Origin of the sequence: Sphingomonas sp. CV7422 (assembly GCF_027945725.1) — a bacterium.
In the GTDB taxonomy this organism is placed as follows: Bacteria; Pseudomonadota; Alphaproteobacteria; order Sphingomonadales; family Sphingomonadaceae; genus Sphingomonas; species Sphingomonas kyungheensis.
This window is the reverse complement of the sequence record NZ_CP115900.1, coordinates 859,911-886,903: the sequence shown is the minus strand read 5'-3', so window position 1 is coordinate 886,903 and position 26,993 is coordinate 859,911. Positions and strand designations below refer to the sequence as shown.

General features: G+C 69.2%; 27 protein-coding genes. 15 read left to right on the top strand and 12 right to left on the bottom strand.

The features are described from left to right. Positions 1–7: 7 nt before the first annotated feature. From rplU to PBN85_RS04305, 3 genes are all read left to right on the top strand, one after another. Entirely contained in the window at positions 8–304 is a 297-nt protein-coding gene (gene rplU, locus PBN85_RS04315) for a 50S ribosomal protein L21 (RefSeq protein WP_017979337.1), read from the top strand. 27 nt (positions 305–331) lie between these two features. Further along, complete coding sequence (rpmA, locus tag PBN85_RS04310; RefSeq protein WP_037534549.1) at positions 332–601, top strand: 50S ribosomal protein L27; 270 nt, start codon at positions 332–334, stop codon at positions 599–601. Positions 602–773: 172 nt separating this feature from the next. Further along, a complete protein-coding gene (locus PBN85_RS04305) occupies positions 774–1,319 on the top strand; it encodes a GNAT family N-acetyltransferase (protein WP_271300246.1) in 546 nt (181 codons plus the stop codon). Here PBN85_RS04305 and PBN85_RS04300 read toward each other — a convergent pair. Together PBN85_RS04300 and PBN85_RS04295 are read right to left on the bottom strand one after the other, a co-directional pair. Further along, a complete protein-coding gene (locus PBN85_RS04300) occupies positions 1,316–1,981 on the bottom strand; it encodes a YoaK family protein (RefSeq protein WP_037534552.1) in 666 nt (221 codons plus the stop codon). The two genes, PBN85_RS04305 and PBN85_RS04300, sit on opposite strands and share 4 nt — an antisense overlap. A 41-nt stretch (positions 1,982–2,022) precedes the next feature. After that, positions 2,023–2,874, bottom strand: coding sequence for a metal-dependent hydrolase (locus PBN85_RS04295; RefSeq protein ID WP_037534554.1), 852 nt, complete (start codon positions 2,872–2,874; stop codon positions 2,023–2,025). Positions 2,875–2,933: 59 nt separating this feature from the next. Between PBN85_RS04295 and PBN85_RS04290 the strand changes: the two genes are divergently transcribed. Further along, positions 2,934–3,515: a TetR/AcrR family transcriptional regulator gene (locus PBN85_RS04290; protein ID WP_271300245.1), complete on the top strand. Its 582-nt coding sequence runs from the start codon at positions 2,934–2,936 to the stop codon at positions 3,513–3,515. Positions 3,516–3,793: 278 nt separating this feature from the next. Here PBN85_RS04290 and PBN85_RS04285 read toward each other — a convergent pair whose 3' ends face one another. Beyond that, entirely contained in the window at positions 3,794–4,771 is a 978-nt protein-coding gene (locus PBN85_RS04285) for a helix-turn-helix domain-containing protein (protein WP_081793055.1), read from the bottom strand. Positions 4,772–4,877: 106 nt separating this feature from the next. Here PBN85_RS04285 and obgE point away from each other — a divergent pair, with 106 nt between their 5' ends. The 8 genes from obgE (at position 4,878) to lptG (ending at position 14,449) form a co-directional block, all read left to right on the top strand. Further along, the gene (gene obgE / locus PBN85_RS04280) at positions 4,878–5,924 is read left to right on the top strand and encodes a GTPase ObgE (protein ID WP_037534557.1); all 1,047 of its coding nucleotides are present in this window, start codon (positions 4,878–4,880) and stop codon (positions 5,922–5,924) included. Between the two features lie 23 nt (positions 5,925–5,947). After that, positions 5,948–7,051 carry a glutamate 5-kinase gene (gene proB, locus PBN85_RS04275; RefSeq protein ID WP_037534559.1) on the top strand — a complete coding sequence of 368 codons (1,104 nt, stop codon included), beginning with the start codon at positions 5,948–5,950 and terminating at the stop codon, positions 7,049–7,051. A 397-nt stretch (positions 7,052–7,448) separates the two neighbouring features. Then, positions 7,449–8,351, top strand: coding sequence for an SDR family oxidoreductase (locus tag PBN85_RS04270; protein ID WP_271300244.1), 903 nt, complete (start codon positions 7,449–7,451; stop codon positions 8,349–8,351). A gap of 43 nt (positions 8,352–8,394) precedes the next feature. After that, positions 8,395–8,637 (top strand): acyl carrier protein, encoded by a 243-nt coding sequence (locus tag PBN85_RS04265; RefSeq protein ID WP_037534764.1) that lies wholly within the window; start codon positions 8,395–8,397, stop codon positions 8,635–8,637. A gap of 2 nt (positions 8,638–8,639) precedes the next feature. Then, the gene (gene spt / locus PBN85_RS04260; protein WP_271300243.1) at positions 8,640–9,902 is read left to right on the top strand and encodes a serine palmitoyltransferase; all 1,263 of its coding nucleotides are present in this window, start codon (positions 8,640–8,642) and stop codon (positions 9,900–9,902) included. A gap of 220 nt (positions 9,903–10,122) precedes the next feature. Continuing rightward, entirely contained in the window at positions 10,123–12,084 is a 1,962-nt protein-coding gene (locus PBN85_RS04255; protein WP_443026780.1) for an ATP-binding protein, read from the top strand. Positions 12,085–12,164: 80 nt separating this feature from the next. Continuing rightward, positions 12,165–13,361, top strand: a complete 1,197-nt coding sequence (gene lptF / locus PBN85_RS04250; RefSeq protein WP_271300242.1) for an LPS export ABC transporter permease LptF — start codon at positions 12,165–12,167, stop codon at positions 13,359–13,361. Then, positions 13,358–14,449 carry an LPS export ABC transporter permease LptG gene (lptG, locus tag PBN85_RS04245; RefSeq protein ID WP_037534566.1) on the top strand — a complete coding sequence of 364 codons (1,092 nt, stop codon included), beginning with the start codon at positions 13,358–13,360 and terminating at the stop codon, positions 14,447–14,449. Before lptF ends, lptG begins: the two co-directional genes overlap by 4 nt. Position 14,450: 1 nt before the next feature. Here the strand turns inward: lptG and PBN85_RS04240 are convergent, their stop codons facing one another. Continuing rightward, on the bottom strand, positions 14,451–14,984 hold the full coding sequence (locus tag PBN85_RS04240; RefSeq protein WP_271300241.1) for a hypothetical protein: 534 nt from the start codon (positions 14,982–14,984) through the stop codon (positions 14,451–14,453). Between the two features lie 44 nt (positions 14,985–15,028). Continuing rightward, complete coding sequence (locus tag PBN85_RS04235; protein WP_271300835.1) at positions 15,029–16,120, bottom strand: fatty acid desaturase family protein; 1,092 nt, start codon at positions 16,118–16,120, stop codon at positions 15,029–15,031. A 134-nt stretch (positions 16,121–16,254) separates the two neighbouring features. On the opposite strand from PBN85_RS04235, the gene PBN85_RS04230 reads away from it, so the two are divergent. Continuing rightward, positions 16,255–17,427, top strand: a complete 1,173-nt coding sequence (locus tag PBN85_RS04230; RefSeq protein WP_443026764.1) for an N-acetyltransferase — start codon at positions 16,255–16,257, stop codon at positions 17,425–17,427. Positions 17,428–17,733: 306 nt separating this feature from the next. On the opposite strand, the gene PBN85_RS04225 is transcribed toward PBN85_RS04230, so the two are convergent. The 7 genes from PBN85_RS04225 to PBN85_RS04195 form a co-directional block, all read right to left on the bottom strand. Beyond that, entirely contained in the window at positions 17,734–18,087 is a 354-nt protein-coding gene (locus PBN85_RS04225) for a HesB/IscA family protein (RefSeq protein ID WP_037534573.1), read from the bottom strand. Further along, a complete protein-coding gene (locus tag PBN85_RS04220; RefSeq protein ID WP_271300239.1) occupies positions 18,087–18,545 on the bottom strand; it encodes an SUF system Fe-S cluster assembly protein in 459 nt (152 codons plus the stop codon). The genes PBN85_RS04225 and PBN85_RS04220 overlap by 1 nt, the downstream gene beginning before the upstream one ends. Then, positions 18,542–19,756, bottom strand: coding sequence for an aminotransferase class V-fold PLP-dependent enzyme (locus tag PBN85_RS04215; protein ID WP_271300238.1), 1,215 nt, complete (start codon positions 19,754–19,756; stop codon positions 18,542–18,544). Before PBN85_RS04215 ends, PBN85_RS04220 begins: the two co-directional genes overlap by 4 nt. Next, positions 19,753–20,826 carry a SufD family Fe-S cluster assembly protein gene (locus tag PBN85_RS04210; protein ID WP_271300237.1) on the bottom strand — a complete coding sequence of 358 codons (1,074 nt, stop codon included), beginning with the start codon at positions 20,824–20,826 and terminating at the stop codon, positions 19,753–19,755. Before PBN85_RS04210 ends, PBN85_RS04215 begins: the two co-directional genes overlap by 4 nt. A gap of 307 nt (positions 20,827–21,133) precedes the next feature. Continuing rightward, positions 21,134–21,877 carry a Fe-S cluster assembly ATPase SufC gene (gene sufC / locus PBN85_RS04205; protein ID WP_271300236.1) on the bottom strand — a complete coding sequence of 248 codons (744 nt, stop codon included), beginning with the start codon at positions 21,875–21,877 and terminating at the stop codon, positions 21,134–21,136. A gap of 46 nt (positions 21,878–21,923) precedes the next feature. Further along, positions 21,924–23,399, bottom strand: a complete 1,476-nt coding sequence (gene sufB, locus PBN85_RS04200) for a Fe-S cluster assembly protein SufB (protein ID WP_037534581.1) — start codon at positions 23,397–23,399, stop codon at positions 21,924–21,926. 2 nt (positions 23,400–23,401) lie between these two features. Next, the gene (locus PBN85_RS04195) at positions 23,402–23,863 is read right to left on the bottom strand and encodes an SUF system Fe-S cluster assembly regulator (protein ID WP_051583454.1); all 462 of its coding nucleotides are present in this window, start codon (positions 23,861–23,863) and stop codon (positions 23,402–23,404) included. A gap of 335 nt (positions 23,864–24,198) precedes the next feature. Between PBN85_RS04195 and PBN85_RS04190 the strand changes: the two genes are divergently transcribed. Together PBN85_RS04190 and ggt are read left to right on the top strand one after the other, a co-directional pair. Further along, a complete protein-coding gene (locus PBN85_RS04190; RefSeq protein ID WP_037534770.1) occupies positions 24,199–25,221 on the top strand; it encodes a quinone-dependent dihydroorotate dehydrogenase in 1,023 nt (340 codons plus the stop codon). Positions 25,222–25,260: 39 nt separating this feature from the next. Further along, a complete protein-coding gene (gene ggt / locus PBN85_RS04185) occupies positions 25,261–26,982 on the top strand; it encodes a gamma-glutamyltransferase (RefSeq protein ID WP_443026763.1) in 1,722 nt (573 codons plus the stop codon). Positions 26,983–26,993 lie beyond the last annotated feature (11 nt).

Below are 26,993 nucleotides of genomic sequence, written 5' to 3'. Positions count from 1 at the left end.
TAAAGCCATGTTCGCAGTCGTGCGCACGGGCGGCAAGCAGTATCGCGTCGCCGCCGGAGACAAGATCGTCGTCGAGAAGCTGGACGGCGAGGCCGGTGCATCGATCACGCTGGGTGACGTCCTGCTCGCGGGCGAAGGCTCGGAGCTGAAGAGCGTCGAGGGCCTCACCGTCGCCGCCGAGATCGTCGCGCAGGCGAAGGGCGAGAAGGTCATCGTCTTCAAGAAGCGCCGCCGTCACAATTATCGCCGCAAGAACGGCCATCGCCAGAACCACACGATCCTCAAGATCGTTTCGGTCGGCTGAGCCCAGCGCGCACAGGAGTAGAGCAGCATGGCACATAAGAAAGCAGGCGGTTCGTCGCGCAACGGTCGCGATTCGGCCGGTCGTCGTCTCGGCGTGAAGAAGTTCGGTGGTCAGGAAGCGATCGCCGGCAACATCCTCGTGCGTCAGCGCGGCACCAAATTCTATCCGGGCGCCAATGTCGGCATCGGCAAGGATCACACCCTGTTTGCGCTCGTCGACGGCCGCGTGGCGTTCCACGAGGGCAAGCTCGGCCGTAAATTCTGCTCGGTGCAGATTATGGCGGAAGCCGCCGAATAACATCGGGTAACCAGCCGGGTTACCCACCAGGGTGACCCGGTCGCACTGCCAGTCAGTGCCCACCAATCAAGGGAGACGGGTCATCCGGCTCCCTTTTTTCTTGCTCCCCCAACCTTTTGTCCCTGCCGCGTCACAGATGCGTGGCACGGGCGCGGCCAAGGAGAGAGCGAGAATGTTCGCCCGGACGAAGAGACTGACGCTGCGGCCACCCTGGCCCGAGGATGCCGGCGCGCTGGCGCAGGCGATCGGCCATGATGCGGTGCTGCGCATGCTGCTGCGCGTCCCCAGCCCCTATACGCTCACCGACGCGCAGGCGTTCTGCGCCGCGCCGCGGCCGCATGACGAACCGCGCTTCGTCATCGTCGCGCATGACGGCGGCGGCGCGCCCGCGCTGATCGGCGGGATCGGCATATCGGAGCAGGAGGGCACGCCCAACCTCGGCTATTGGCTGACGCCGTCCGCCTGGGGGCGCGGCTATGCGACCGAGGCGGGACGCGCGGTGGTCGCAATGGCGCGGCATGCGCTGCCGATCGAGCGACTCGCCGCCTGGCATTTCGCCGACAATCCGGCGTCGGGCGCGGTGCTGCGCAAGCTCGGCTTCTGCCCGACCGGCCGCACGACGCCGCGCGAATCGCCCGCGCGCAGCCAGCCTGCGGCGACGGTCGGGCATGAGCTCGACCTCAGCGGGCGATGCGAGCCGATGCCGATCGCCGCCTAGCCCCGCCCCCGCCGCGCCGCATCACGGCCGGCGGGGCCGAGCCAGGCGGCATAGCCGGCCAGCAGCGCCGCGACGGCCGCCGCCGCCTCGATCGCGCCGCGCCCGTAATCGGGATAGACGGTGGCGCCGAGCCAGGCCCCACCGACCAGTCCGCTCCACAGCACCAGATAGGGCAGCCACGCCCAGCGCGGGCCGCCGATCAGCGCCGCCGCGAGCCGCTGGCCGAACTTGACGAGCGTGCCGGTCATATAGGTGACGCCGATGCTCACCTCGCCGTCGTGCTGAAACGCCGTATTGGCCATTCCCATCGCCGCGGCGAGCAGCGCGGTGGTGAGCGCGGTCGACGCCCGGCCCTCGCTCGCCGCCGCCGCGGCGAGCAGCAGCGTCACGCCGATCAGCGCGGCGGGCTTGCGGCGGTCACCGGCGATCCGGGTCAGGATCGTCCCCACCATCACGCCGCCGACGAAGGCCGCGATCAGCGGCGCCGCGGTCGCCGCCGCGGCATGATCCACCGCGAGTCCGACCGCGAAGCGCGTCGAATTGCCGCTCATGAACGAGACGAACAGGCCACCCATTTTGAGCAGCCCGATCGCATCGACATAGCCGGCAAGCGCGGCGAGCGCGGCGGCGAGGATCCAATAGCGTTTGGCGTAACGGGTCATGCCCCTCGTTCTAGCGGCGACTTGCCCGACAGCGGAACCCGCTACGCCGGGCGCGGCATCACCGCCGCCTCGTAATCGCTCTCCGCCAGCCCGATCAGCGCGCGATCGTCATGCCGCCACGGGTGGAAGCCGGGGAGGAAATAGGCGGCCCAGACACCCGCCACCTTGCGCGCCATGCCGGGATTGCCGAACGCATACCAGGCGAGCCGCGCCCAGACGCGCGGGCCGTGCAATCCGTCCTGACGCAGCAATTCGAGCATCCCGCGCGTCCGCCCGGTGACGAACCGCCAGGTGGTGACGAGCATCACCAGCGCCTTGACCCGCCAGCGCCGGAAGCGCGGCCAGTCGCGCGTCGCGTGCAGCCAGGTGTCGTAGGCGACGCCCTTATGCTCGATCTCCTCGGCGGCGTGCCACAGCCACAGCGCCTTGGCCTGCGCCTCGCCGCCGGCGAGATGGCGCGGATCGGCAATCAGTTCGTGCGCGAGCATCGCGGTGAAATGTTCGAGCGCGGTGGTCGCGGCGAGGCTGGCGATCGCCGGCCGGTCCCTGGTCAGCGCCAGCGCGGCGTCGACGTCGCGGTCGAGCGGCCGGACGTCATAGCCCTGATCGGTGACATGGCGGTTGAAGGCGACATGCTCGCGCGTGTGCAGCACCTCCTGCTTGATGAAGGCGTTGATCTCGGCGGTCAGCTTGGGCGGCGTGCCGTCGCGGAAGCGGCGCACGCTGTCGACGAAATAGCCCTCGCCCTTGGGGAAGGTCACCGACAGCGCATTGTAGAAGGCGGTGGCGATCGGATCGCCGTTGAGCCACCAGCGCGCCATCCGCGTGCCGCGGCCGAAGCGGCGGTCGCGCGGGGTGATGACCAGATCGTCCGGCGTGGTTGCTTTTGCCATGCAAACCTCCAAACCGGGCAGACGCCCGTTATTTACACGAATGTTAGTAGGTGCCCGTCTTGCCCAGCGCAACCCCCCGCCGCCTGTCCCCCGCCGCCAGCCGCGATGCCGCGCTCGCCGCGGCGCAGGCGCTGCTGATCGAATCGGGGCCGCCGGCGGTGACGCTGAAGGCGGTGGCGGCGCGGATCGGTCGCACCCATGCCAATCTGCTCCACCATTTCGGCTCGGCGGAGGGATTGCAGCTTGCCCTGATCGGCCGGATGACGACCGACATCACCGCGACGATCCGCGACGCGGTGCTGCGGGACAGCAGCACGCCGCCCGATTCGCGCCGACTGGTCGATCTGGTGTTCGACGCCTTCGACGGCGGCGGCGCGGGGGCGCTGGCGAGCTGGATGATCCTGTCGGGCAATCGCGACGCGCTCGATCCGATCCTCGCCGCGGTCCACGATCTGGTCGACGATCTCGCCGCGGGGGTCGAGCCCGCCGGGCGGCCGATCGGTGCCGAGACGCTGCAACTGGTGCTGCTCGCGCTCGGCGACGCCCTGCTCGGCGCGGCGATGGCGCGCGCGCTCGGCCTGCCGCGCGACACCGCGCGCGCCTGCGCCGCCAGCCTGCTCGCGCAGGCGACACCCGACTGAAACGGGCGCAATGGTCGCTGGCACGGTGGCAATGCTCCGCCCCCTGCTGTCGCGCGCCGGCGCGGGGTAGGAGCAATGACTCGGACCGGTCGCGGTGCGGGACGGAGCCGGTCGGAGGCCCCTTCCCCGCAGCGCGATTCCGGTCGGAGAAGGCGACCGCCGCGGAGCGGATCGCCACGGGGAGGATGTACCGGCGGACGGAAACTCCAGGTTCCGCCCGTGCGGGATCGCCGGCCGGCACGCGATGGGGGTCGCGGCCGACCGGCGATCACCGCCGTTCAGCCGCCGTGCAGCGCGCGATAGTCGCCGGGAGTCATGCCATAGACCTCGCGGAACGCCCGGCCGAGATAGGCGGCATCGCAAAAGCCCCAGCGTTCGGCGAGCGTCGCGATCGTCGCCCGCTCCGCCTCGATGCGCAATTGCGCGGCGACGCGCGCCAGCCGCCGGTTGCGGATATAGGCCTGCACGCCGCCTTCGTCCTGCAACAGCCGGTAGAGTGTCGAGCGCGACACGCCGAGCATCCGGCTCAGCCGCGCGGTGTTGAGCGAGGGCGATCCGAGATGCCGGTCGATCGCATCGCACAGGGCGACGCGCAGCCCACGGTCGCGCCGCGCCGCGTCGCTCGTCACGCTGCCGAGGCTGGCGGCGACGCCGATCGCGAACAGGTCGAGCACCGTCTGCGCCAGCGCCGGGCCGCTGCTCGCCGGCAGGTGGTGCGCGCTCTGGCGCAACGCGGCGAGGTGCGAGACGAGCAGCGCGGCATGGTCGGGCGCGACGACATGGCCGTGCAGCCGCCTGACGCTGGTCGGCAGCAATTGCTCGGCGACCGCGCGCGGCAGGACGAAGCCGCTCGTGTCCGATGCATCCGAACGATGCCGCTGCGTCTGCGCGAGATCGACCATCACCACCGATCCCGCCGGTGCGACGACATTGCGTCCCGCCATATCGCCGACCGCGCCGCCGCGGTGGCGGACGTTGACGACCAGGTCGTCGCAATCGTCGCGGGCGATGCCCTGACCGGATCGCGTCCAGGTCTGCGCGGTGAAGCGCGCCTGGCTGATCCCGATCGTGCCGAGATCGAGCCGCGCCAGCGTCGCCGCGAACGGCTCTTCCGGAATCGTCTCGAAGCGGGACGCGATGCCGGCGGTATCGCACCAGCACGCGTGGCGCTCATGCTCGGCGACATCGACGACGCTGAACACACGCTGCCAGCCGAGCCGGTCGGAAATCGTATCGGACAGGGACTCGGTCGGCATCGTCACCCGTCCAATCTACTCCCCGGCGCGGCGCGATGCCACTGATCTCCATCGTCTCGCGGGTCGCGGGGCTGGCCGTCTGCGCCGGGGACGCTAAAGAGGCGTCATGCATTTTCTCGATCAGGCCAAGATCTTCGTCCGCTCCGGCTCGGGCGGCCCCGGTGCGGTCAGCTTCCGGCGCGAAAAGTTCATCGAATATGGCGGTCCTGACGGCGGCAACGGCGGCAAGGGCGGCGACATCATCTTCGAGGCGGTGGCCGGCCTCAATACGCTGATCGACTTCCGCTACACGCAGCATTTCCGGGCACCGCGCGGCAGCGGCGGATCGGGCAGCAACCGCACCGGCGGCGGCGGCGACGATCTCGTCATCAAGGTGCCGGTCGGCACGCAGGTCCTGTCGGAAGACAAGGACGAGGTGCTGCTCGACTTCACCCGCGTCGGCCAGCGCGAGGTGTTCCTGCGCGGCGGCGACGGCGGTCGCGGCAATGCCAGCTACAAGACCTCGACCAATCGCGCGCCGCGCCAGCACGGCACCGGCTGGCCGAGCGAGGAAGCGTGGGTGTGGCTGCGGCTCAAGCTGCTCGCCGACGCCGGGCTGGTCGGCCTGCCCAATGCCGGCAAGTCGACCTTCATCAATGCGGTGACCAATGCGCAGGCGAAGGTCGGCGAATATGCCTTCACCACCACCCGCCCGCAGCTCGGCGTCGTGCGCCATCACGGCCGCGAGTTCGTCATCGCCGACATCCCCGGCCTGATCGAGGGCGCGGCGGACGGCGCCGGTATCGGCGACCGCTTCCTCGGCCATATCGAACGCTGCCGCGTGCTGCTGCATCTGGTCGACGCCAATGATGCCGATGTCGCCGACAGCTACCGTATCGTCCGCGAGGAGCTCGAGGCCTATGGCGGCGGGCTGGTCGACAAACCGCATATCGTCGCGCTCAACAAGATCGACATGCTCGACGACGAGCTGATCGCAGCCTTGTCCGCCGAACTCGCCGAGGAGAGCGGTGCCGACGTCATTCCGCTGTCGGGCGCGGCGGGGACGGGCGTTGACTGGGTGCTCGACCGCCTGCTCGAAGTGATCGGCCCCAGCGCCGAGGCCGTGTCCGATCAGGACGAGGGCGAGGACGAGATCAGCTGGTCGCCGGTGTGACCCTGCCCGGCTAGACGCCCGCGATGGACCTCTTTCCTCCCGCCACCTGCCCGCGCCTGATCGTCAAGGTCGGATCGGCGTTGCTCGTCGCCCCCGACGGCGCGGTGCGGCGCGACTGGCTGGCGACGCTGGTCGCCGATCTCGCCGCGCGGGCGGCGGCGGGGCAGCAGCTGGTGATCGTCTCGTCGGGCGCGATCGCGCTCGGTGCACGGCGGCTGGGACTCGCCAGGGGCGGACGCGCCAGCCTGGAGGATGCACAGGCGGCGGCGGCGACCGGGCAGATCGCGCTGAGCCAGACCTGGGCCGAGCTGCTCGCCGGTCATGGCCTCACCGCCGCGCAGATGCTGGTGACGCTCGACGATCTCGAGGACCGCCGCCGCTATCTCAACGCCGCGGCGACGCTCGGCCGCCTGCTCGGACTCGGCGTGATCCCGGTGGTCAACGAGAATGACAGCGTCGCGACTGAAGAAATCCGCTTCGGTGACAACGACCGGCTCGCGGCGCGGATCGCGCAGGCGGCGGGTGCGCAGGGCGTGGTGCTGCTCTCCGACGTCGACGGGCTGTACGACGCCAATCCCCACACCCATCCCGAGGCGCGGCATATCGCGCGCGTCGAGCAGATCGACGCGGTCGCCGGCATGGCCGATCGCGGCTCGGCGTCCGGCATGGGATCGGGCGGCATGGTGTCGAAGATTGCCGCGGCGCGGATCGCCACCGGCGCCGGCGCGCATCTCGCCATCGCCAGCGGGCGGCGCGATCATCCGCTCGGCGATGCGGCGCGGCATACGCTGTTCGTCGCCGACCGCATTGCACCGGCGCGCAAGGCGTGGCTCGCCGGCGGGCTGACCTCGCGCGGCTGCATCCATGTCGATGCCGGCGCGGCTCGGGCATTGGCCGCGGGGGGCAGCCTGCTCGCCGCAGGGGCGACGCGGATCGAGGGCAAGTTCGCGCGTGGCGACCTGGTGACGATCGAGGGACCCGACGGCACGATCGCGCGCGGCCTGTCCGAATATGCCGCCGACGAGGCGCTGCGCCTGCTCGGCACCCGCTCCGACGAGCAGGCGGCGCTGCTCGGCTATGCCCCGCGCGCGGCGCTGGTGCATCGCAACCATCTGGCGCTGCTGTGATGGAGATCGCCGTTTGGTCGATTCACGCTGCGGTGATGCGCGGGCATTGCCGCGACCGTGATGCTCGGGCCGAGACGGTGGTCCGCCGCGAGCGACTTCTCATTCAACCTCCCTGCACCACCCCGTTACAGGCCGGGGTCCAGGTGGGAGATCGCCCGAACGTCTTGCGGCACTTCGCCCAACTGGACCCCGGCCTGCGCCAGGGTGGTGGGTGGAAGTCAAAGGCTGCAAACGCTGCCAAGATTGCACGCGGGCGAACCGCTCAGACCCGACCAAAACACCCCACACTGTACCTGCAAACCCGAACCTCCCGCCTGCGCCGGAGCCCCGAGGGCACGCGCGCAACTCTGATCTTTCCCCACATCGCACCAGGCGGAAACCCGCCGGTGTCGACGCGATGACCACGCTCGCCCTCACCGGCGCGACCGGCTTCGTCGGCCGGGCGCTGCTCGATCAGGCGATCGCCGCCGGTCATCAGGTGCGCGCGCTCACCCGGCGGCCGCAGCCCGACCGCGACGGCGTCACCTGGATCGAAGGCGCGCTCGACCGGCCCGACAGCCTCGCCGCGCTGGTCGACGGCGCCGGGGCGGTCGTCCATGTCGCCGGGGTGGTGAGCGCGCCGACCCGCGCCGGCTTCGTCGCGGGCAATATCGACGGCACCCGTGCGATGCTCGCCGCGACCGAGCGGGCGGGCATCCGTCGCTTCGTCCACGTCTCGTCGCTGTCGGCCCGCGAGCCGGCCCTGTCGCTCTACGGCTGGTCGAAGGCGGAGGCGGAGGCGCTCGTCACCGCCAGCCCGCTCGCCTGGAGCATCGTCCGGCCGAGCGGCGTCTACGGACCCGGCGACATGGAGATGCGCGACCTGTTCCGCGCCGCGCGGCTCGGCATCGCGCTGCTGCCGCCGCCCGGCAAGGTGGCGCTGGTCGCGGTCGCCGACCTCGCGCAACTGCTGCTGACGCTGGCGACGCGCGACGTCCCGCCGGCGATCTACGAGGTCGATGACGGGCGGACGCTGACCCACGCCGCGCTGGCGCAGGCGATCGGCCGCGCGGTCGGCCGCCGCCGCGTGCGCGCGCTGCACCTGCCCGCCGCCGTGCTGCGCCTCGGCGCGCGGCTCGACCGGGCGCTGCGCGGCGACGGCGCCAAGCTCACCGCCGATCGCGTCGGCTATCTCGTCCACGACGACTGGACCGCACGCGCGCCGCTGCGCCCGCCCGCCGACCTGTGGACGCCGGCCACCGCCACCGACGACGGACTCGCCGCAACGGCACGATGGTATCGCGCCAACGGATTGCTATAGCGCCGCAACCCTGCCGCATTTGCGCGGCATCCAGGATAGCATGATGACCGACCGCACCCAGATCCTCGACACGATCAAGGCTCAGATCGAACCGTTCAACAAGAAGCAGGTCGCGCTGACCGAGGCGACCACCTTCCAGGGCGATCTCGAATGGGACAGCCTCACCGTGATGGACTTCGTCGCGGCGATCGAGGACGAGTTCGACATCATCATCACAATGAACATGCAGGCCGAGATCGAGAATGTCGGCCAGCTCGCCGACGCCGTCGCCAAGCTGCGGGGCTGACGATGACCGAGACCGGATTGCAGCCCGAATCGCTCGACCTCGATCCCGCCCCGGTCGCGCCCGAGCGCGACCTGATGAGCAAGTTCGACGCGCTGATCGCCGAGCGGCAGGCGCTGATCGACACCGGCGTCACCGATCCGTTCGCGATCGTCATGGAGCAGGTGAAGAGCCCGACCGAGGCGGTGATCGCCGGGCGCGACACGATCCTGCTCGGCACCTACAATTACATGGGCATGACCTTCGACCCCGACGTGCTCGCCGCGGGGGAGGACGCGCTGCGCCGCTTCGGCTCGGGCACCAACGGCAGCCGCATGCTCAACGGCACCTTCCGCGACCATATGGACGCCGAACAGGCGCTGCGCGACTTCTACGGCGTGTCGGGCGCGATCGTCTTCTCGACCGGCTATATGGCCAATCTCGGCATGATATCGACGCTGGTCGGCAAGGGCGAATATGTCATCCTCGACGCCGACAGCCACGCCTCGATCTACGACGGCTGCAAGCAGGGCAATGCCGAGATCGTCCGCTTCCGCCACAATAGCGTCGAGGATCTCGACAAACGGCTCGGCCGCCTGCCCAGGGAGGCGGGCAAGCTCGTCGTGCTCGAGGGCGTCTATTCGATGCTCGGCGACGTCGCGCCGCTCAAGGAGATGGTCGCGGTCGCCAAGAAGCACGGCGCGATGGTGCTGAGCGACGAGGCGCATTCGATGGGCTTCTACGGCCCCAACGGCCGCGGCGTCTACGAAGCGCAGGGGCTGGAGGGCGACGTCGATTTCGTCGTCGGCACCTTCTCCAAGTCGGTCGGCACCGTCGGCGGCTTCTGCGTGTCGAACCACCCCAAGTTCGAGGCGATCCGCCTCGCCTGCCGCCCCTATATCTTCACCGCCTCGCTGCCGCCGTCGGTCGTCGCCACCGCCGCGGCGTCGATCCGCAAGCTGATGACCGCGCACGACAAGCGCGCCCAGCTCTGGGCGAATGCGCGTCAGCTGCACGGCGGGCTCAAGGCGATGGGGTTCCGGCTCGGTACCGAGGCACCCGACAGCGCGATCGTCGCGGTGATCCTCGACGACCAGGAACAGGCGGTGACGATGTGGCAGGCGCTGCTCCACGGCGGCGTCTACGTCAACATGGCGCGCCCGCCCGCAACGCCTGCCGGCACCTTCCTGCTGCGCTGTTCGCTCTGTGCCGAGCATCAGCCCGCGCAGCTCGACCGCGTGCTCGCCGTCTTCCGCGCGGCGGGAGAGGCGGTCGGCGCGATCGGCTGATCCGATCGCTTAGGACGTCCATTGGAAATTGGCGGAAGAGCCAATTTCAGGCGGTGCCGGCCCGCTCTCCCGCCCGGCCTCCCACAATGTATCCTTGATGGGAGGCCGGGTGGGGGAGCGGGCCGGCACCGGCCGATGCGCCACAGGCGCATCCCCAAACGCACGCTTAGGTCCGCCCGGCGGCTTTTCCGCCGCGGCGAAAGCGACTAGCGTGGCCCGCGTGACTCGTGACGATGCCGAAACGGTCCCAACCGGGACCCTGGAGGGCGACGCGACGTGGCGGACGATCACGCTCGTCGTGATGGGTCTGCTCGGCGCGGCGGTGCTCGTCGCGTTGATCGTCACGCTCGGCCTCGCCAATCGCCAGCGCGACCATGCGTTGCAGGCGCAGGCGCACAGCTATGACGTGATGATCCTCGCGCGCACCGTGTCGGGGACGATCGCCCGGTCGGAGGCGTCGCTCGGCCGCTATGTCATCAGCGGCAAGGCGGAAAAGGAGCTGGGCCAGCTCTATTTCGACCAATGGCGGCTGGCCGGGTCGCAGCTCGGCCGGCTCGAACGGCTGACCAGCGACACGCCCGAACAGAGCGCGCGCGTCCAGCAACTGCGCACCGCCTTCCAGCAGCGCGGCGAGGAACTGTCGCTGACCGCGCTCAGCACCACCTACGGCCAGAACAGCCAGGCACTCGCCCGTTATTACAAGGCGCGCCAGTCGCCGACGCTCGCCGCGATCGATGCGACGCTCGACCAGATCATCGCCCGCGAACGCGCCTTGCTCGACCAGCGCACCGCCGATGCGATGCGCACCGTCGACCGGTCGAGCCGCATCGCCGGGGTGCTGGCGATCTTCGGCGTGCTGATCGTCGTCGGGGCGCTGGTGCTCGGCTGGTTCACGCTGCACGCGGTCGGCGAGCGCGCGCTCGCCCGCGCCGAGGCCGATGCCGAGCGGCTGCGCGCCGAAACGCTCGCGGTGGCGGTGCAGCAGGCGACCGATGACCTGCGCGTCCAGGAGGCGAAGGTCCGCCAGATTCAGAAGATGGATGCGGTCGGCCAGCTCACCGGCGGTATCGCGCATGATTTCAACAATATGCTCGCGGTCGTTCTCGGCGGGCTGGAACTCGCCCGCCGTGCCGCCGCCGGGCAGGATGCCGGCGCGGTGATGCGGCACCTCGACAATGCGACCGACGGCGCCAATCGCGCCGCGGCGCTGACCCGGCGGTTGCTCGCCTTCAGTCGCGAGGAATCGCTCAAGCCCGAACCGATCGCCGCCGCGGCGCTGGTCTCGGGCATGTCGGACCTGATCGACCGGACGCTCGGCGACGCGATTACCGTGGTGGTGCGCGACGAGGCGCAGGGCTGGCGCATCCTCGCCGATCGCGTCCAGTTGGAAAATGCGGTGCTCAACCTCGCGGTCAATGCGCGCGATGCGATGAACGGCCGCGGCGAGATGGTCATCACCACCGGCGCGGCGACACTGGCCGACGATCATGTCGATGATTGCTGCGCGGGCGACTATGTGACGATCGCGGTGACCGACACCGGCGTCGGCATGACGCCCGAGGTGCTCGAACACGTCTACGAACCCTTCTTCACCACCAAGGCACCGGGCAAGGGCACCGGCCTCGGCCTCAGCCAGATCTTCGGCCTCGTCCGCCAGCTGCACGGCGGCATCGTCATCGATACCGCGATCGGCCGCGGCACCACCGTCACCCTCTACTTGCCGCGCGACGCCGGCACCGCCACGGCGATGGTGCAGCCCGATGCGGCGCCCGCGGCGGTGGCGGCGACCAGCGCGCGCCGCGTCCTCGTCGTCGAGGACGATCCGCGCGTGCTCGCCGCGACCATGGCGGCGCTGGAGGAACTCGGCCATGCGCCGATCCCCTGCGACGCGCCCGCCAAGGCGGCGGCGATGCTCGCCGCGGAGGCGGACGTCGACCTCATCATCTCCGACGTGCTGATGCCAGGACAGACCGGACCGGAGATGATCGCCGCGCTCGGTCCGCGCTATCCGCACGTCGCGGTGCTGTTCGTCACGGGCTTCGCGGGCGAGGCCAATGCCGCCGAATTCGGCCGTCATCCGGTGCTGCGCAAACCCTTCACGCTGAGCGGCCTCGAACGCGCGATCGCCACCGCGCTCGCCGCCGATCGCCCTGCCCCGCCGCAGGCGCTAGCCGCCGAGTGACGCACCGGAATTTTAGCTGACGCGCCCCGCCCTCGCGCCTATACCGGCGCTTCCCTGCCCCGGCGCGAGCCCTCCACCGCATGACCTCCCTCGACCGCTACATGGCCCGGCTGATCGCGTTGCCGTTGTTCTCGACGCTGACCATCGCCGCCATGCTGCTGGTGCTCGACCGTATCCAGCGCCTGTTCGTCTTCGTCGCCACCGAAGGCGGGCCGGTCAGCGTCGTCTGGCGGATGCTCGCCAATCTGCTGCCCGAATATCTCGGGCTCGGCATCCCGATCGGCCTGTTGCTCGGCATCCTGCTCGCCTTCCGTCGGCTGGCGAGCAATTCGGAACTCGACGTGCTGCGCGCGGTGGGCGTGAGCTATACGCGGATGCTGCGCGTGCCGTTCATGTATGCGATCGTGCTGGCGGCACTCAACATCGCCATCGTCGGCTTCGTCCAGCCCAAGGCGCGCTATTATTACGAACAGCTGCGCTTCGAGCTGCGCACCGGTGCGCTCGGCGCCTCGATCAAGGTCGGCGAGTTCACCCATTTTGGCGACCGCATGACGCTGCGCATCGAGCAGAGCCATGACAAGGGCCGCAAGCTCGACGGCATCTTCGTCTATTACAACGACAAGGGCACGAGCTATTCGGTCACCGCGCGCAGCGGCCAGTTCCTCGCCACCGACGATCCCAATACGATCATCTTTCGCCTGACCAACGGCACGCTCGTCCACAAGGCACCCAATTTCACCGTACCGCGCGTCCTCACCTTCACCTCGCACGATCTGCCGATCCCGCTGCCGCGCTACGAGAATTTCCGCCAGCGCGGCGGTCGCAACCTCGAATTCACATTGCCCGAGCTCGCCAAGCTCGGCCATGGCGCGCAGAGCGCGGAGCAGCGCGACAGCAGCCGTTCGGAATATCACTTCCGCCTCGTCGAGGTGGCGACGATGTTCCTGCTACCGCTGCTGGCGGTGGCGCTCGGCGTGCCGGCGAAGCGATCGACCTCGGGGTTCGGCGCGTTCCTCGCGATCGTGATGATCGTCGCCTATCACAAGGTGAACGAATATGCCGCGTCGATCGGCGAGCTTGGCCGCATCGATCCGCTGATCGCGCTCTGGGTGCCCTTCTGTATCTTCGCGGCGATCATCATCTGGATGTACTATCAAATCGCCTATGTCCCCGGCGGCCAGCCGATCGGCGCGCTCGAACGCGCCTTCTCCAAGACGTTCAAGCTGGTGACGCGCTATCTGCCCGGGCGTCGCCGCAAGGCGGAGCAGGCGGCATGAGCGGCTTCTTCCCCTCGCGCACCATCTCGCTCTACATGGCGCGATTGTTCCTGGTGCGGACCTTCGGCCTGCTCGCCGCTTTGTGGCTGATCCTGCAGACGCTCGATCTGCTCGGCGAATCCGGCGCGATCCTCGCGCATCCGGGCAATACGCAGGATCAGGTCTGGCAATATGTCGGGCTACGCGCGCCGCAGATCATCAGCTTCCTGCTGCCCTTCTCGGTGCTGCTCGGCACGATCGCCACCTTCTTCACGATGAACCAGAACAGCGAGGTGATCGCGCTCAAGGCGGGCGGCCTGTCGGCGCATCAGATCATCGCGCCGCTGCTCGTCGCCAGCCTCGGCGTGGCGGCGATCAGCTTCACGTTCAACGAACGCATCGTCACCCGCGCCACCGCGACGCTCGACCAGTGGAAGGACGCCAATTACGGCGCGCTGCCGATCGATCGCGGCGACCGCAGCAACGTCTGGGTGCGCGACGGCGACGATCTGATCGCCGTGCAGCAGGTGCGCGGCCGTGGCGAGACGACGCAGCTCGGCAACATCACCGTCTACGACCGGACCGGCGGCGAGCTGGTCGCGATCTTCCGCGCGCCGCGGGGGCGTCATGCCGGCGACGGCTGGGCGATCGCGCCGACGACGCGGTTCGACGTCGCCACCGGCAAGCTCACCACCCTCGGCACGGTCAAGGTCGCGCCGGGCGTCCGGCCCGATCAGTTCACGCTCGGCGCGGTCAACCCGGACGGGCTCGACGTCGTCGCGTTGCGCGCGGCGATCGGCGACCTGCGCGACGCCGGCCGGCCGACCAAGTCGCTCGAAGGGACGTGGTGGCACAAATTCTCCAGCCCGCTGTCGGCGGTGCTGATGCCGCTGCTCGGCGCGGTCGCGGCGTTCGGCATCGCGCGTTCGGGACAGCTCTTCCTGCGCGCGGTGATCGGCGTCGCCTTGGGCTTCGCCTATTTCGTCGCCGACAATTTCGCGATCGCGATGGGCAATCTCGGCGCCTATCCGCCGTTCCTCGCCGCCTGGGCGCCGTTCCTGCTCTTCCTGCTGATCGGTGAAGCGGTGCTGATCCGCACCGAGGAATAGCTTAGGGGACCGAGAGCGGCTCGGGCAGGGCCGCCGGCATCCGGGCGACCAGCGCGGTGGCGAGCTTGCCGCCGACGGTCGCCGGGGCATTGGCGGCGGTGCCACCCACCTGTGCGGTGACGGCACTTCCCGTCCACAGCGTCTTGCCGCTGCGCCAGTCGGACAGGGTGATCGTCATCCGCGTCACGATCAGCGCGCGCAGATCCTGTTTCGCGGTCGGCAGCGCGATCGAGATGCCGCCGCCCCAATTGGCCATCGCCGCATCCGCCTTCTTCGTCGGCGCGGGTGCGCCGACCAGACCGCGCGCCTCCCGATCGACTGCGACATGGGCGCGGTATCGGCTCGGCCCGGTGGCCGGCAGGACGAGATAATTGGCGGCGTTGAAGACGGCGTCGACCGCTTCGGCATAAGCAGGCGCGTCGGCGGCATGTTCGTCGCCGTCGGGAACGACGATGACCGTCACCGTGCCCGGCGGCACTGCGGCCGGCGCACCATTCGCCGCCGCGATCATCATCAGACTGGCCGCAATCCCCATCACACGCCCCCCATGATCCCGCCGGAACGGGCGCCTGATCTAGTCTAGCGAGACTGGAACGTACTCCGCACGATCTTGTTCACCAGCCCCGGCAGCCCGGCATAGCTCGCCTTGTGATAGGGCGAACCCCGTTCGACCGCCGCACCGATCCGGCGATGCGCCTCGCCGAGCGCATGATAGGGCAGGCTCGGCAGCAGATGGTGCAGCGCATGATAGCGCAGCCCGACCGGTGCCCACAGAGCCGGCAGCAGCGCGGGCGGCGGCACGTTGACCGAGTCGAGATATTGCGCGGTCACTGACATCGGCTCGCCGTCATTCTCCCACAGATGCGCGACCAGCGTCCGCACCTGATTGACCACCGCGACGCCCGCACCGATCGCCAGCGCGATCGCGACGCTGCGCAGCGGGAAGACGCCGGTCGCGGTCAGCACGACCACTGCGATCGCCCAAGAGCTCGCCGCCGCTTCGGTGCGATTCCACAGGGTCAGAGCGTCGCCTTCCGGCGCACGGCGGCGGAACTGCGGGTTGATCGCGAGCGCCGAATAGCGCTCGCGGACGATCGTGCGCAGCTTCGGCGACAGCAAGGAGACCGGCGACAGGATGGCGAAGCGGATCAAAAGACCGAGCGGCGCCAGCGCCGAGATCACCACGAACGCCGGCAGCGTCCACGGCTTCATCAGCGCGAGCGGCAGATATTCGGGATCCTCCGATGTGCCGTAGCGCGTCTTGGCGTGATGCAGGTTGTGCACGCCTTCGTACATGAAGCTCGGCGTGAGCATCGGCACGCCGACCAACACATTCCAGGCGCCACGGAAATAGGGCACGCTGCTGTGCTTCATATGGCTGACTTCGTGGATGAAGCTCAGCGCGCGATACAGGGCAAGCGCTGCCACCACCGCGGCGAACACCACCCAGCCGGTCTGCCGCAGCGTCACCGCCGCGGCCAGCGCGCCGTAACCGACGACGACCGAGGCGATCAGATCGGCCCAGTAGATCGCCGGGCGCGGTGCGATCAGGTCGCGCGTCGCCTCGGCGGCGGCGCGCAGCATCGCCTTGTCGTCGGCGATGCGCAGCCGCGGCATACGGTCCGTCGCCTCGGCGACGGGGGCGCGGGAGAGGGTCAGCGAGGATTCCATGGCGTGGTCCATTGCCCCAAGATAGTGGCGACAGCGTGGCATTCCCAGACGCCGGCTGCTCCGCAACGGTGGAACCTCTCGATCACTGATGACGGAAAGGTCACTCGCCAACCGGTGATGGCGTGCTAGATCGCATGCCAAAATGGGAGGCCCAATTGAGCGACCTGACGATCACGCCCGTCACGACCAAGAGCGAGCGCAAGGCGTTCGTCGACCTGCCGTTCCGTCTGTACAAGGATGATCCCGCCTGGGTACCGCCGCTCAAGGGCGAGGCGCTCGGCCTGATCACGCCCGAGAAGAACGGCTGGTACAGCCATGCCAAGGCGCAACTGTTCCTCGCGCGGGAGGGCGGCCGCATCGTCGGCCGGATCTCCGCGCATATCGACACGCTGGCGCTGACCATGCCCGCCGATCAGGGCTTCGGTCCCGGCGTCGGCCAATGGGGGCTGATGGAGGCCGAGCGTGAGGACATCTTCACCGCTTTGCTCGCCAAGGCGGAGGGCTGGCTGCGCGACCAGGGGATGACGCGCGCGCTCGGCCCGATCTCGCAGTCGATCTGGGAAGAGCCCGGCCTGCTCGTCCAGGGTTTCGACCATTCGCCGACGGTGATGATGGGCCATGCCAAGCCCGAATATCAGGGCTGGATCGAACGCGCCGGCTATCGCCAGATCAAGCAGCTGTTCACCTACGAACTCGACATCACCCAGGAATTCCCGCCCATCGTCAAGCGGATTATCCGCTCGGGCGAGAACAATCCGCGGATCGTCGTGCGCGAGGTCGACAAGCGCAAGTTCGAGGAGGAGGCGGCGATCATCCTGTCGATCCTCAACGACGCGTGGAGTGACAATTGGGGCTTCGTGCCGCTCACCCCGCCCGAGATCAAGGACGTCGGCGTCAAGCTCAAGCCGATCGTGTTCAACGACCTGATCCGCATCGCCGAGCTCGACGGCAAGCCGGTCGCGTTCATGATCACCCTTCCCGACCTCAACGAGCCGATCAAGCCGCTGAACGGTTCGCTGCTGCCGTTCGGCTGGGCCAAGCTGTTGCTCTGGCTGCGCAAGCCCAAGGTGCGGACGATGCGCGTGCCGCTGATGGGCGTGGTCAAGGAATTGCAGGCATCGCGCATGGCGAGCCAGCTCGCCTTCATGATGATCGAATATATCCGCCGCGCCTCGGTCGAACATTATGGCGCGAGCCGCGGCGAGATCGGCTGGATCCTCGACGACAATCAGGGGATGCGCTCGATCGCCGAGACGATCGATAGCAAGGTCAACAAGGTATACAACGTCTACGAGCGGACGCTGTAGGGCGGCGGCGGTTGGGGCGGGCCGGCGGTCCGTCCGCGGATCGTCGCGATGTCCGGGCTGAGGGCGTCGCGGTAGTCTCAGTTACGCTGCAAGGCCTCTTGGATACGGGCACCACCCCGGCGGAGGCCCGGGTCCAGTTGGGAGATCGTGGCGAGTCTTCCCGAAGGTCCGCCCAGCTGGACCCCGGCCTCCGCCGGGGTGGGGCGTAGAGAGGTCAGGCTGTGCTTCCACAAAGTTTTGGCAAAGCTCAGATCGCATAACCCGACGAGACGACACGCCGGCGATCCAAGCCTGATCCTACCCCCCTCAGACCGTGAAACTCTCCCCGCACCCGCAGGCGCCCTTGGCATTGGGATTGTTGAACACGAAGCCGGCGGTGAAATCGTCCTCGACCCAGTCCATCGTCGATCCGACCAGATACAGGATCGACCCGCCGTCGACGTAAAGCACGCCGCCCGGCGTCTCGATCCGCTCGTCGAACGGCTTGGCCTCGGTGACATAGTCGACCGAATAAGCGAGGCCCGAACAGCCGCGCCGCGGCGTCGACAGCTTGACGCCGATCGCGCCGTCGGGCGCGCGCGCCATCAGATCGGCGATGCGGGCGTCGGCGGTGGCGGTGAGGATGAGCGGCGCGGGCCGCTGGCGCAGCGTCGTCGCCATCACAGCATCCCCAGTTCGAGCTTGGCCTCGTCCGACATCTTCTGCGGGTCCCAGGGCGGGTCCCAGACCAGATTGACGTCCGCGAAGGCGATCCCCGGCACCGCGGCGACGCGCATCTCGACCTCGGCGGGCATCGATTCGGCGACCGGGCAATGCGGCGTGGTCAGCGTCATCGTCACCACCGCCTGACCGCCGTCGGCGACCTCGACCCCGTAGATCAGCCCGAGATCGTAGATGTTGACCGGAATCTCGGGGTCGTAGATTTCCTTGAGCGCGTCGATCACCGCCTCGTAGAGCGCGCCGCCGGGCTCGCCCGGCGCATCGGTCTGCGGTTGCTGCTGCAGGAAGCCGCTGAGATAGTCGCGAGTCCGCGGCGCGGGCTCGACCGCCTCGTCGACCCGTGCGCGCGGCGCCGGCGCCACCGCGTCCACTTCCTCGATACGGATTGTATCGCTCATCCGAATATCCTCGTTACCCGTTCGACGCCGCGTACCAGCGCCTCGATATCGCGCGGCCCGTTATAGACAGCGAAGCTGGCGCGGGCGGTCGCATCGACACCCAGCACCTCCATCAACGGCTGCGCGCAATGATGGCCGGCGCGGATCGCCACCCGCTCCTCGTCCAAGATGGTGCCGACGTCGTGCGGATGCACCCCCTTAATCGCGAAACTGACGATGCCGGCGCTGTCCTCCGGCCCGAACAATCGCACCGAATTGATCGCACCGAGCGCCGCGCGGGCGTCGCGGACCAGCGCGGTCTCATGCGCGTGGATCGCGGCGAGGCCGATGCCCTCGACATAGTCGATCGCCGCGGCGAGGCCGAGCGCACCGACGATATGCGGCGTCCCCGCCTCGAACCGCCCCGGCGGCGGCGCATAGGTGGTCTTGGCGAAGCTCACCCGGTCGATCATCGATCCGCCACCCTGATAGGGCGGCATCTGTGCGAGCAGCTCGGCCCGCCCCCACAGCACGCCGATCCCGGTCGGACCGTAGAGTTTGTGCCCCGAGAAGACGTAGAAGTCGCAACCGATCGCCGCGACGTCGACCGCGATCCGCGGCACCGCCTGGCAGCCGTCGAGCAGGATCTTGGCACCGACATCATGCGCCAGCTCGGTCGCGCGCCGTGCGTCGAGCACCGAGCCGAGCACGTTCGAGACGTGGGCGAGCGCCACCATCTTGTGCTGCGGGGTGAGCATCCGCGCCATCGCGTCGAGATCGATGCGATGATCCGCGGTCAGCGGCACGACGTCGATCGCCGCGCCGACGCGCTCCGCCGCCATCTGCCACGGCACGATATTGCTGTGATGTTCGAGCATCGACAGCAGGATGCGATCGCCCGGCTTGAGCTGCGTCGCCGCCCAGCTGTGCGCGACGAGGTTGATCGCCTCGGTCGCGCCGCGCACGAACACGATCTCGTCGGGCGTGCCCGCACCGATGAAGCGCGCGACGCTGTTCCGCGCCGCCTCATAGGCGCGCGTCATATCGGCCGAGCGCTGATAGACGCCGCGGTGGACGGTGGCATAGGTCTCGCCATAGGCGCGCGCGATCGCATCGATCACAACCTGCGGCTTCTGCGCGGTCGCGGCGGTGTCGAGATAGGCCCAGCCGTCGGGGATGGCGGGGAAGTCGGCGACGCGATCGAGCGGGGCCTCGCGGGTCTCGTCGCTCATAACGTCCGCTCCAGCCACGTATCGGCGTCCGCCGCGAACACCGCGCGCGCGCCCTCGTCGCCGATCCGGTCGATCGCATCGGCGACGAAGGCACGGGTCAGCAGTGCCTTGGCGCGCCCCGCCGGAATGCCGCGGCTCTGCATGTAGAAGAGCGCGCGGGCGTCGAGCTCGCCGACCGTGGCGCCATGCGCGCATTTGACGTCGTCGGCGAAGATCTCCAGCTCGGGCTTGAGGTTGACCGTCGCGGTGCGGTGCAGCAGCAGGCCGCGCAGCGACTGCTCGCCATCGGTCTTCTGCGCGTCGCGCGCCACTTCCACCGCGGCGGCGAGGCTGACCGTCGACCGTTCCGCCGCGACCGCGCGCCACAACTGGTGCGACTGGCCGTTGGGATGGGCATGGCGGACGCGCACCGCACATTCCTGCCGCTGCTCGTCGCGGGTGAGCAGCGCGCCACCCAGCTCGGCATAGGCGCCGTCGCCGTTGAGCGTCAGCGCCGCGTCGAGCCGCGTCCCCGCCGCGGTGGCGCCGAGCGCGACCGAGACGAAGCTCGCCGCCTGCGCAATCATCACCTCGTCGCGGGTCGAGACGAAGCCGGCGTCCTGGACGATCCGCACCGCGCGCATCACCCGCGCGCCCTCGCCGAGATCGAAGCGGGTCAGCGTGTTGCTCCACCCGGCCCCGGTGAAACTCTCGACCAGCGTCAGCACGGCATCCTCGCCGAGTGTGATGACGAGCGGCGTCTGCCCGTCCCCGCCGGCGTTGACGCGCGCGATCTCCAGCCGCGTCACCGAACGCGGCGCGAGCGTGATCGCATGGCCCTCGCCCGCGGCATGGCGGGCGAGTCGATGATCGCTGCTGATCGACGCAGGGGTGATCGCGAGATCGCCGGGCGTGCTCGCCTGCCGGTCGAGCTGGCCATCGACGAACACCAGCCGCGCCGCGTCGGTCAGGATAGGCTCAGGCAGTCGGGGCGCGGCGACCGGCAGGTCGCGCGCGGCTTGCAGGCCGGCCATGTCGGCCCAGCGGAACGCCTCGTCGCGGCTGGTGGGGAGATCGAGAACGGTGGTCATGCGGCGGCTCGCTGATGGGGTTCACGCGACGGCGCGAAGACGCGAAGACATGAAGGTTTGTGTCCGCGCGGAGGCGCGGAGGCGCGGAGCAGAGAGGAAGACAAGGTATCGTTGCCTGCGGCGCTGACCGTTTTCGTACTCGGCAGCGCCTTATCCAGATCGCTGGCGATGATCGATGGGAGCATTGCTCCGCCGACGCCATCGCCGCGCCTCCGTGCCTCCGCGCGAACACAAACCGTCCCGAAGGCATCAGAGGACAGGCCAGGCGCCCTACCCTCGTCGCATCGTCGCGCCTGCGCGTGATTCATCACGCCGCCACCCCAGCGTAACCCTCGCGCTCCAGCTCATGCGCCAGCTCCGCGCCGCCCGAGCGGACGATCCGCCCGTCGGCGAGGACGTGCACGACGTCCGGCCGCACATAGTCGAGCAGCCGCTGGTAATGGGTGATGAGCAGCACCGCCTTGTCGGGCGCGCGCATAATCCGGTTGATGCCGTCGCCGACGATGCGCAGCGCGTCGATGTCGAGCCCGCTGTCGGTCTCGTCGAGGATCGCGAACTTGGGGTCGACGACGCCCATCTGCACCATTTCGTTGCGCTTCTTCTCGCCGCCCGAGAAGCCGACGTTGACCGGACGCTTGAGCATCTCGGCATCCATGTCGAGCTTGGCCGCCTCGCTGCGCGCGAGCTTGAGGAACTCGCCGCCCGACAAGGGCGCCTCGCCGCGCACGCCGCGCTGCGCGTTGAGCGCCTCGCGCAGGAACTGGACGTTGCTGACGCCGGGGATCTCGACCGGATATTGGAAGCCGAGGAACACGCCGGCAGCGGCACGCTCGTGCGGTTCGAGCGCGAGCAGGTCCTGCCCGTCAAAGGTGATCGACCCCGCCGTCACCTCATAGCCGGGCCGCCCGCCGAGCACATAGCCGAGCGTCGACTTGCCCGCGCCGTTGGGGCCCATGATCGCATGGATCTCGCCGGCATTGACCTCGAGCGTCAGGCCCTTGAGGATTTCCTTGCCGTCGATCTCGGCGTGGAGGTTTTCGATTTTGAGCATCATTCTTCCTTAAAGCCCCTCCCCTCAAGGAGGCGGAGCTTGTTCCTTAACCCACACTACCCTCAAGGCTGATCCCGAGCAGCTTCTGCGCCTCGACCGCGAATTCCATCGGCAGCTGCTGCAAGACCTCTCGCGCGAAGCCGTTGACGATCAGCGCCACTGCGGCTTCCTGGTCGAGCCCGCGCGACATCGCATAGAAGAGCTGGTCCTCGCTGATCTTCGACGTCGTCGCCTCATGCTCGATCTGCGCCGAGGGGTTCTTCACCTCGATATAGGGCACGGTATGCGCGCCGCACTGATCGCCGAGCAGCAGCGAATCGCACTGCGTGAAGTTGCGGACATTCTCCGCGGTCGGACCGACGCGGACCAGCCCGCGATAGGTATTGTCCGACCGCCCCGCCGAAATCCCCTTCGACACGATCGTCGAACGCGAGCCCTTGCCGAGGTGGATCATCTTGGTGCCGGTATCCGCCTGCTGACGGTTGTTGGTCACCGCCACCGAATAGAATTCGCCGACGCTGTTCTCGCCGGCGAGCACGCAGCTCGGATATTTCCAGGTGATCGCGCTGCCGGTCTCGACCTGCGTCCACGACACCTTGCTGTTCCTGCCCTGGCAGAGCGCGCGCTTGGTGACGAAATTGTAGATGCCGCCGACGCCGTTCTCGTCGCCGGGATACCAGTTCTGGACGGTCGAATATTTGATCTCGGCATCGTCGAGCGCGACCAGTTCGACGACCGCGGCGTGCAGCTGGTTCTCGTCGCGCATCGGCGCGGTGCAGCCTTCGAGGTAGGAGACGTAGGCGCCCTTGTCGGCGACGATCAGCGTCCGCTCGAACTGGCCGGTATTCTCCGCGTTGATGCGGAAATAGGTCGACAGCTCCATCGGGCAGCGCACGCCCTCCGGAATGTAGACGAAGGTACCGTCGCTGAAGACCGCCGAGTTGAGCGTCGCGAAGTAATTGTCGCGCTGCGGCACCACCTTGCCCAGCCACTTGCGGACCAGATCGGGATATTCGCGGATCGCCTCGCTGATCGAGCGGAAGATGACGCCTGCCGCCTCCAGCTCCTTGCGGAAGGTGGTGGCGACCGAGACGCTGTCGAACACCGCATCGACCGCGACGCGGCGCTTGGGCGCGCTGCCGTCCTCGACCCCGGCGAGCATCTTCTGCTCCTCGAGCGGGATGCCGAGCTTCTCGTAGACGCGCAGGATCTCGGGATCGACCTCGTCGAGGCTGCCGAGCTTCGGCTTCGCCTTGGGCTCGGCGTAATAATAGGCGTCCTGATAGTCGATCGGCGGCACGTTGAGCTTGGCCCAATCCGGCGCCTCCATCGTCTGCCACAGCCGGAACGCCTTCAGACGCCAGTCGAGCATCCATTCGGGCTCGTTCTTCTTGGCGCTGATGTAGCGGACCGTGTCCTCGCTCAGCCCCTTGGGGGCGAAGTCCTGTTCGATATCGGACGTGAAGCCCCATTCGTAGGTCTTGGAGACGGCCGCATAGGCCTCTGCGTTCTTGGTCGCCATGATTACACCTGTTCGCTCAACGGAGCGGGAATGGGGTCTGGGATCGGATCGTGGATCGGCGCACGGGCGAGCCGTGCGAGCGTGACGTTGGCGAGCGCGCCGCGCACCGCTTCGTTGACGATGCTCCAATGCGGTCGGACGAGACAATTGCCCTCCAGCCCGCATTCGTGGCGATTGCCCTCGACGCAGGCGGTCATCTGGATCGGTCCCTCGACCGCCTCGATGATGTCGGCAAGGCTGATCGCCGCCGCCGGCCGGGCCAGCCGGAACCCGCCGCCCGTGCCGCGCGTGCTTTCGATCAGGCCGGCCGACGAAAGGCGGCTGACCAGCTTCTGTGCGGTCGGCAGCGGCACGCCGGTCTCCTCGGCGAGCACCGTCGCGTTGAGCCGCGCCACGCCGCCGCAATGGCGCGCAGCGGCAGACATCATCACGACCGCATAGTCGGCAAGGCTGGAAAGTCGCATCGGCTCCGAACGGTTTGTTGCGAATGTCTCGCAAATCGGATCAATTCGATCCGATTGCCAGATAGGGTTTTGCGCGGCCGGGTCAAGCGGGGAGACGGGTTATCCGACGCTGGTCCGACCTTCCGCACCTGTCATTCTCTCCTTCTGTATCCCCGCGAAGACGGGGATACAGACGCGCGAACCCCTGCGATCCAGCCATTGGCGCCAGCGGGTCCGCCACCCGCCAACATCGGCGGGAGATACAATGCTGAGGTTTGCGCCGTGTCCGCCGGGCCACCATCCGCGCGGCGCGCGCCAGCTTTGATTTCCGCCGCGCGCAATGCGATGGGCGCAGCATGTCCTATGCCCTCCGCCCGCTGCTCTTCGCCCTCGATGCCGAACGGGCGCATGCATTGACGCTCAAGGCGCTGGCGGTGCGGGCAAAGCTGCCCTTCCCCGCCCCGCGGCACAGCCCGCGGCTCGCCACCCGCATCGGCGGGCTCGCCTTCGCCAATCCGCTCGGCGTCGCGGCGGGGCTCGACAAGGACGGGGTGGCGATCGACGGACTGTTCGGCTTCGGCTTCGGCGCAGTCGAGATCGGCACGCTCACCCCGGTGGCGCAGGCGGGCAATCCCCGCCCGCGCTTGTTCCGGCTGGTCGCCGATCGCGCGGTGATCAACCGCATGGGCTTCAACAACGGCGGCCTCGAAGCGGGACTAGCGCGCGCCCGCACCGCCTCGCGAGGCGCCGGGCGGCTCGGCATCAACGTCGGCGCCAACAAGGATGCCGCCGACCGGATCGCCGATTATGTCGCCGGCGTCACCGCCGCCGCGCCGATCGCCGACTATGTGACGATCAATATCTCCTCGCCCAACACGCCGGGCCTGCGCGATCTGCAGCATGGTGCGGCGCTCGACGATCTGCTCGCCGCCTGCACCGCGGCGCGGGGGGCGACGCCGCTGTTCCTCAAGATCGCCCCCGATCTCGACGCCGCCGCGCTCGACGGCATCGCCCGCGCCGCGATCGGCCATCGGCTCGACGCGATCATCCTCGGCAACACCACCATCTCGCGTCCGCCGCTGCGGGCGCCGCACGCCGGCGAAAGCGGCGGCCTGTCGGGTGCGCCGCTCGCGCCGCTCGCCCGCCAGCGGCTCGTCGACCTGCGCAGCGCGACCGGCGGCAACATCGCGCTGATCGCCGCGGGCGGGATCGACAGCGGTGCCGAGGCCTATGCGCGCATCCGCGCCGGCGCGCGGCTGGTGCAGCTCTATTCGGCGCTGGTCTATCACGGACCGGGGCTGGCGCGGACGATCCTGCGCGATCTCGACCACCTGCTCGCTCGCGACGGCTTCGCCGATGTCGCCGCCGCGGCGGGCTAACGCTTGCCCTCCCCGGACCAGCCGCTAGGCTTTGCCGCGATGAAGACCCTGATCGCCCTCTTGCTCGCCGCCGCCAGCGCACCGGCGTTGGCCAAGACCCCCGCGTCGGCCCCGGCAGCCGGCATGGTCAGCGCCGCCGATCCGCGTGCCGCCGCCGCCGGTGTCGAGATCCTCAAGGCGGGCGGCAGCGCCACCGACGCGGCGATCGCGACGATGCTCGCGCTCAACGTCGTCGAGCCGCAGAGCTCCGGCATCGGCGGCGGCAGCTTCTGGGTCAGCCACGCCGCCCGCACCGGCCGGGTCACGACGATCGACGCGCGCGAGGCCGCGCCTGCCGCGGCGACCCCGCGCTGGTTCTACGGACCGGACGGCGTGCCGCTCAGCCATGCCGATGCGGTGCCGGGCGGACGCAGCGTCGGCGTGCCGGGCGCGCTGCGCGGCATGGCGCTGGCGCATCGCCAGTCGGGCAAGCTGCCCTGGGCGCGGCTGTTCCAGCCGGCGATCCGGCTGGCGCGCGACGGTTTCCGCGCCAGCCCGCGCTTCACCAATTCGGTCGCCTCCTACGGCGGCCATCTGACGCCGGAGGCACGCGCGACCTTCGCCGTCGGCGCCGACGGCATCGTCCGCAATCCGGCGCAGGCGGCGCTGCTCACCCGTATCGCGGCGCATGGCCCCGACAGCTTCTACGTCGGGCCACAGGCCGCCAAGCTCGTCGCGGCGGTCAACGGCGCGGCGCGCAACCCGTCGCAGATGACCACCGGCGATCTCGCCAGCTACGACGCCAAGCCGCGTCCCGAGGTCTGCGTGCCGTACCGCAGCTACCGAATCTGCGGCATGGGACCGCCGTCGTCGGGCGGCATCACCGTGCTGATGATCCTCAAGCAGCTCGAACGGTTCGACATGACCCGGCTCGGCAAGGACTCGCCGGTCGCCTGGCACCTGTTCGCGGAAAGCTCGCGCCTCGCTTATGCCGATCGCAACCTCTACGTCGGCGACCCCGATTTCGTCCGCGTGCCGGTCGCCGGGCTGCTCGATCCCGCCTATCTCGCCGCGCGCTCCGCACTGATCGCCCCCGACCGGACGCTCGCCACCGTCACCGCCGGCACGCCGCGCGGCGCGCCGCCGCGCACGCCGGCGCCGGTCAGCGAGGTCGCCGGCACCACCGATCTCGCCGTCGCCGATCGCGCTGGCAACGTCGTCGAGGTGACGACGACGGTCGAGGGGCCGTTCGGATCGGGGCTGGTCGTCGACGGCACGGTGCTCAACAACGAGCTGACCGATTTCGATATCGTGCCGGTCGACGCCGGCTATCTCGTCGCCAATCGCGTCGAGGGCGGCAAGCGGCCGCGCAGTTCGATGGCGCCGACGATCGTCTACGACGCCAGCGGCAAGGTGCGGCTGGCGATCGGCGCGGCGGGCGGATCGACGATCATCGCGCAGATCGCCAAGGCGCTGGTCGGCGTGCTCGACTGGCACCTGTCCGCGCAGGAGGCGATCGCGCTCGGCCTCGTCTACGCGCCCGGTCCCGTCGCGACGCTGGAGACCGGCACCGCCGCCGCCACGCTGCAACCCGCGCTCGCCGCGCTCGGCGAGCGGACCGAGGTCGCGCCGATGGGGCTCAAGGCCAATGCGATCGAATGGGTCGGCGGGCGCTGGGTCGGCGCCGCCGATCCGCGCAGCGAAGGCGTCGCGATCAGCGAGGACGGCCGCGTCAGCGATCCCACCCGCGCCGCGCCGGTCGCCAACCGCCCGTCCGAATAACCGTCGCCGGC

Excerpts from the sequence above, each read along its gene's own strand:
- rplU (WP_017979337.1), top strand. The coding sequence starts at position 8 with ATGTTCGCAGTCGTGCGCACGGGCGGCAAGCAGTATCGCGTCGCCGCC.
- rpmA (WP_037534549.1), top strand. The coding sequence starts at position 332 with ATGGCACATAAGAAAGCAGGCGGTTCGTCGCGCAACGGTCGCGATTCG.
- PBN85_RS04305 (WP_271300246.1), top strand. The coding sequence starts at position 774 with ATGTTCGCCCGGACGAAGAGACTGACGCTGCGGCCACCCTGGCCCGAG.
- PBN85_RS04300 (WP_037534552.1), bottom strand. The coding sequence starts at position 1,981 with ATGACCCGTTACGCCAAACGCTATTGGATCCTCGCCGCCGCGCTCGCC.
- PBN85_RS04295 (WP_037534554.1), bottom strand. The coding sequence starts at position 2,874 with ATGGCAAAAGCAACCACGCCGGACGATCTGGTCATCACCCCGCGCGAC.
- PBN85_RS04285 (WP_081793055.1), bottom strand. The coding sequence starts at position 4,771 with ATGCCGACCGAGTCCCTGTCCGATACGATTTCCGACCGGCTCGGCTGG.
- obgE (WP_037534557.1), top strand. The coding sequence starts at position 4,878 with ATGCATTTTCTCGATCAGGCCAAGATCTTCGTCCGCTCCGGCTCGGGC.
- proB (WP_037534559.1), top strand. The coding sequence starts at position 5,948 with ATGGACCTCTTTCCTCCCGCCACCTGCCCGCGCCTGATCGTCAAGGTC.
- PBN85_RS04270 (WP_271300244.1), top strand. The coding sequence starts at position 7,449 with ATGACCACGCTCGCCCTCACCGGCGCGACCGGCTTCGTCGGCCGGGCG.
- PBN85_RS04265 (WP_037534764.1), top strand. The coding sequence starts at position 8,395 with ATGACCGACCGCACCCAGATCCTCGACACGATCAAGGCTCAGATCGAA.
- spt (WP_271300243.1), top strand. The coding sequence starts at position 8,640 with ATGACCGAGACCGGATTGCAGCCCGAATCGCTCGACCTCGATCCCGCC.
- lptF (WP_271300242.1), top strand. The coding sequence starts at position 12,165 with ATGACCTCCCTCGACCGCTACATGGCCCGGCTGATCGCGTTGCCGTTG.
- lptG (WP_037534566.1), top strand. The coding sequence starts at position 13,358 with ATGAGCGGCTTCTTCCCCTCGCGCACCATCTCGCTCTACATGGCGCGA.
- PBN85_RS04240 (WP_271300241.1), bottom strand. The coding sequence starts at position 14,984 with ATGGGGATTGCGGCCAGTCTGATGATGATCGCGGCGGCGAATGGTGCG.
- PBN85_RS04235 (WP_271300835.1), bottom strand. The coding sequence starts at position 16,120 with ATGGAATCCTCGCTGACCCTCTCCCGCGCCCCCGTCGCCGAGGCGACG.
- PBN85_RS04230 (WP_443026764.1), top strand. The coding sequence starts at position 16,255 with ATGCCAAAATGGGAGGCCCAATTGAGCGACCTGACGATCACGCCCGTC.
- PBN85_RS04225 (WP_037534573.1), bottom strand. The coding sequence starts at position 18,087 with ATGGCGACGACGCTGCGCCAGCGGCCCGCGCCGCTCATCCTCACCGCC.
- PBN85_RS04220 (WP_271300239.1), bottom strand. The coding sequence starts at position 18,545 with ATGAGCGATACAATCCGTATCGAGGAAGTGGACGCGGTGGCGCCGGCG.
- PBN85_RS04215 (WP_271300238.1), bottom strand. The coding sequence starts at position 19,756 with ATGAGCGACGAGACCCGCGAGGCCCCGCTCGATCGCGTCGCCGACTTC.
- PBN85_RS04210 (WP_271300237.1), bottom strand. The coding sequence starts at position 20,826 with ATGACCACCGTTCTCGATCTCCCCACCAGCCGCGACGAGGCGTTCCGC.
- sufC (WP_271300236.1), bottom strand. The coding sequence starts at position 21,877 with ATGCTCAAAATCGAAAACCTCCACGCCGAGATCGACGGCAAGGAAATC.
- sufB (WP_037534581.1), bottom strand. The coding sequence starts at position 23,399 with ATGGCGACCAAGAACGCAGAGGCCTATGCGGCCGTCTCCAAGACCTAC.
- PBN85_RS04195 (WP_051583454.1), bottom strand. The coding sequence starts at position 23,863 with ATGCGACTTTCCAGCCTTGCCGACTATGCGGTCGTGATGATGTCTGCC.
- PBN85_RS04190 (WP_037534770.1), top strand. The coding sequence starts at position 24,199 with ATGTCCTATGCCCTCCGCCCGCTGCTCTTCGCCCTCGATGCCGAACGG.
- ggt (WP_443026763.1), top strand. The coding sequence starts at position 25,261 with ATGAAGACCCTGATCGCCCTCTTGCTCGCCGCCGCCAGCGCACCGGCG.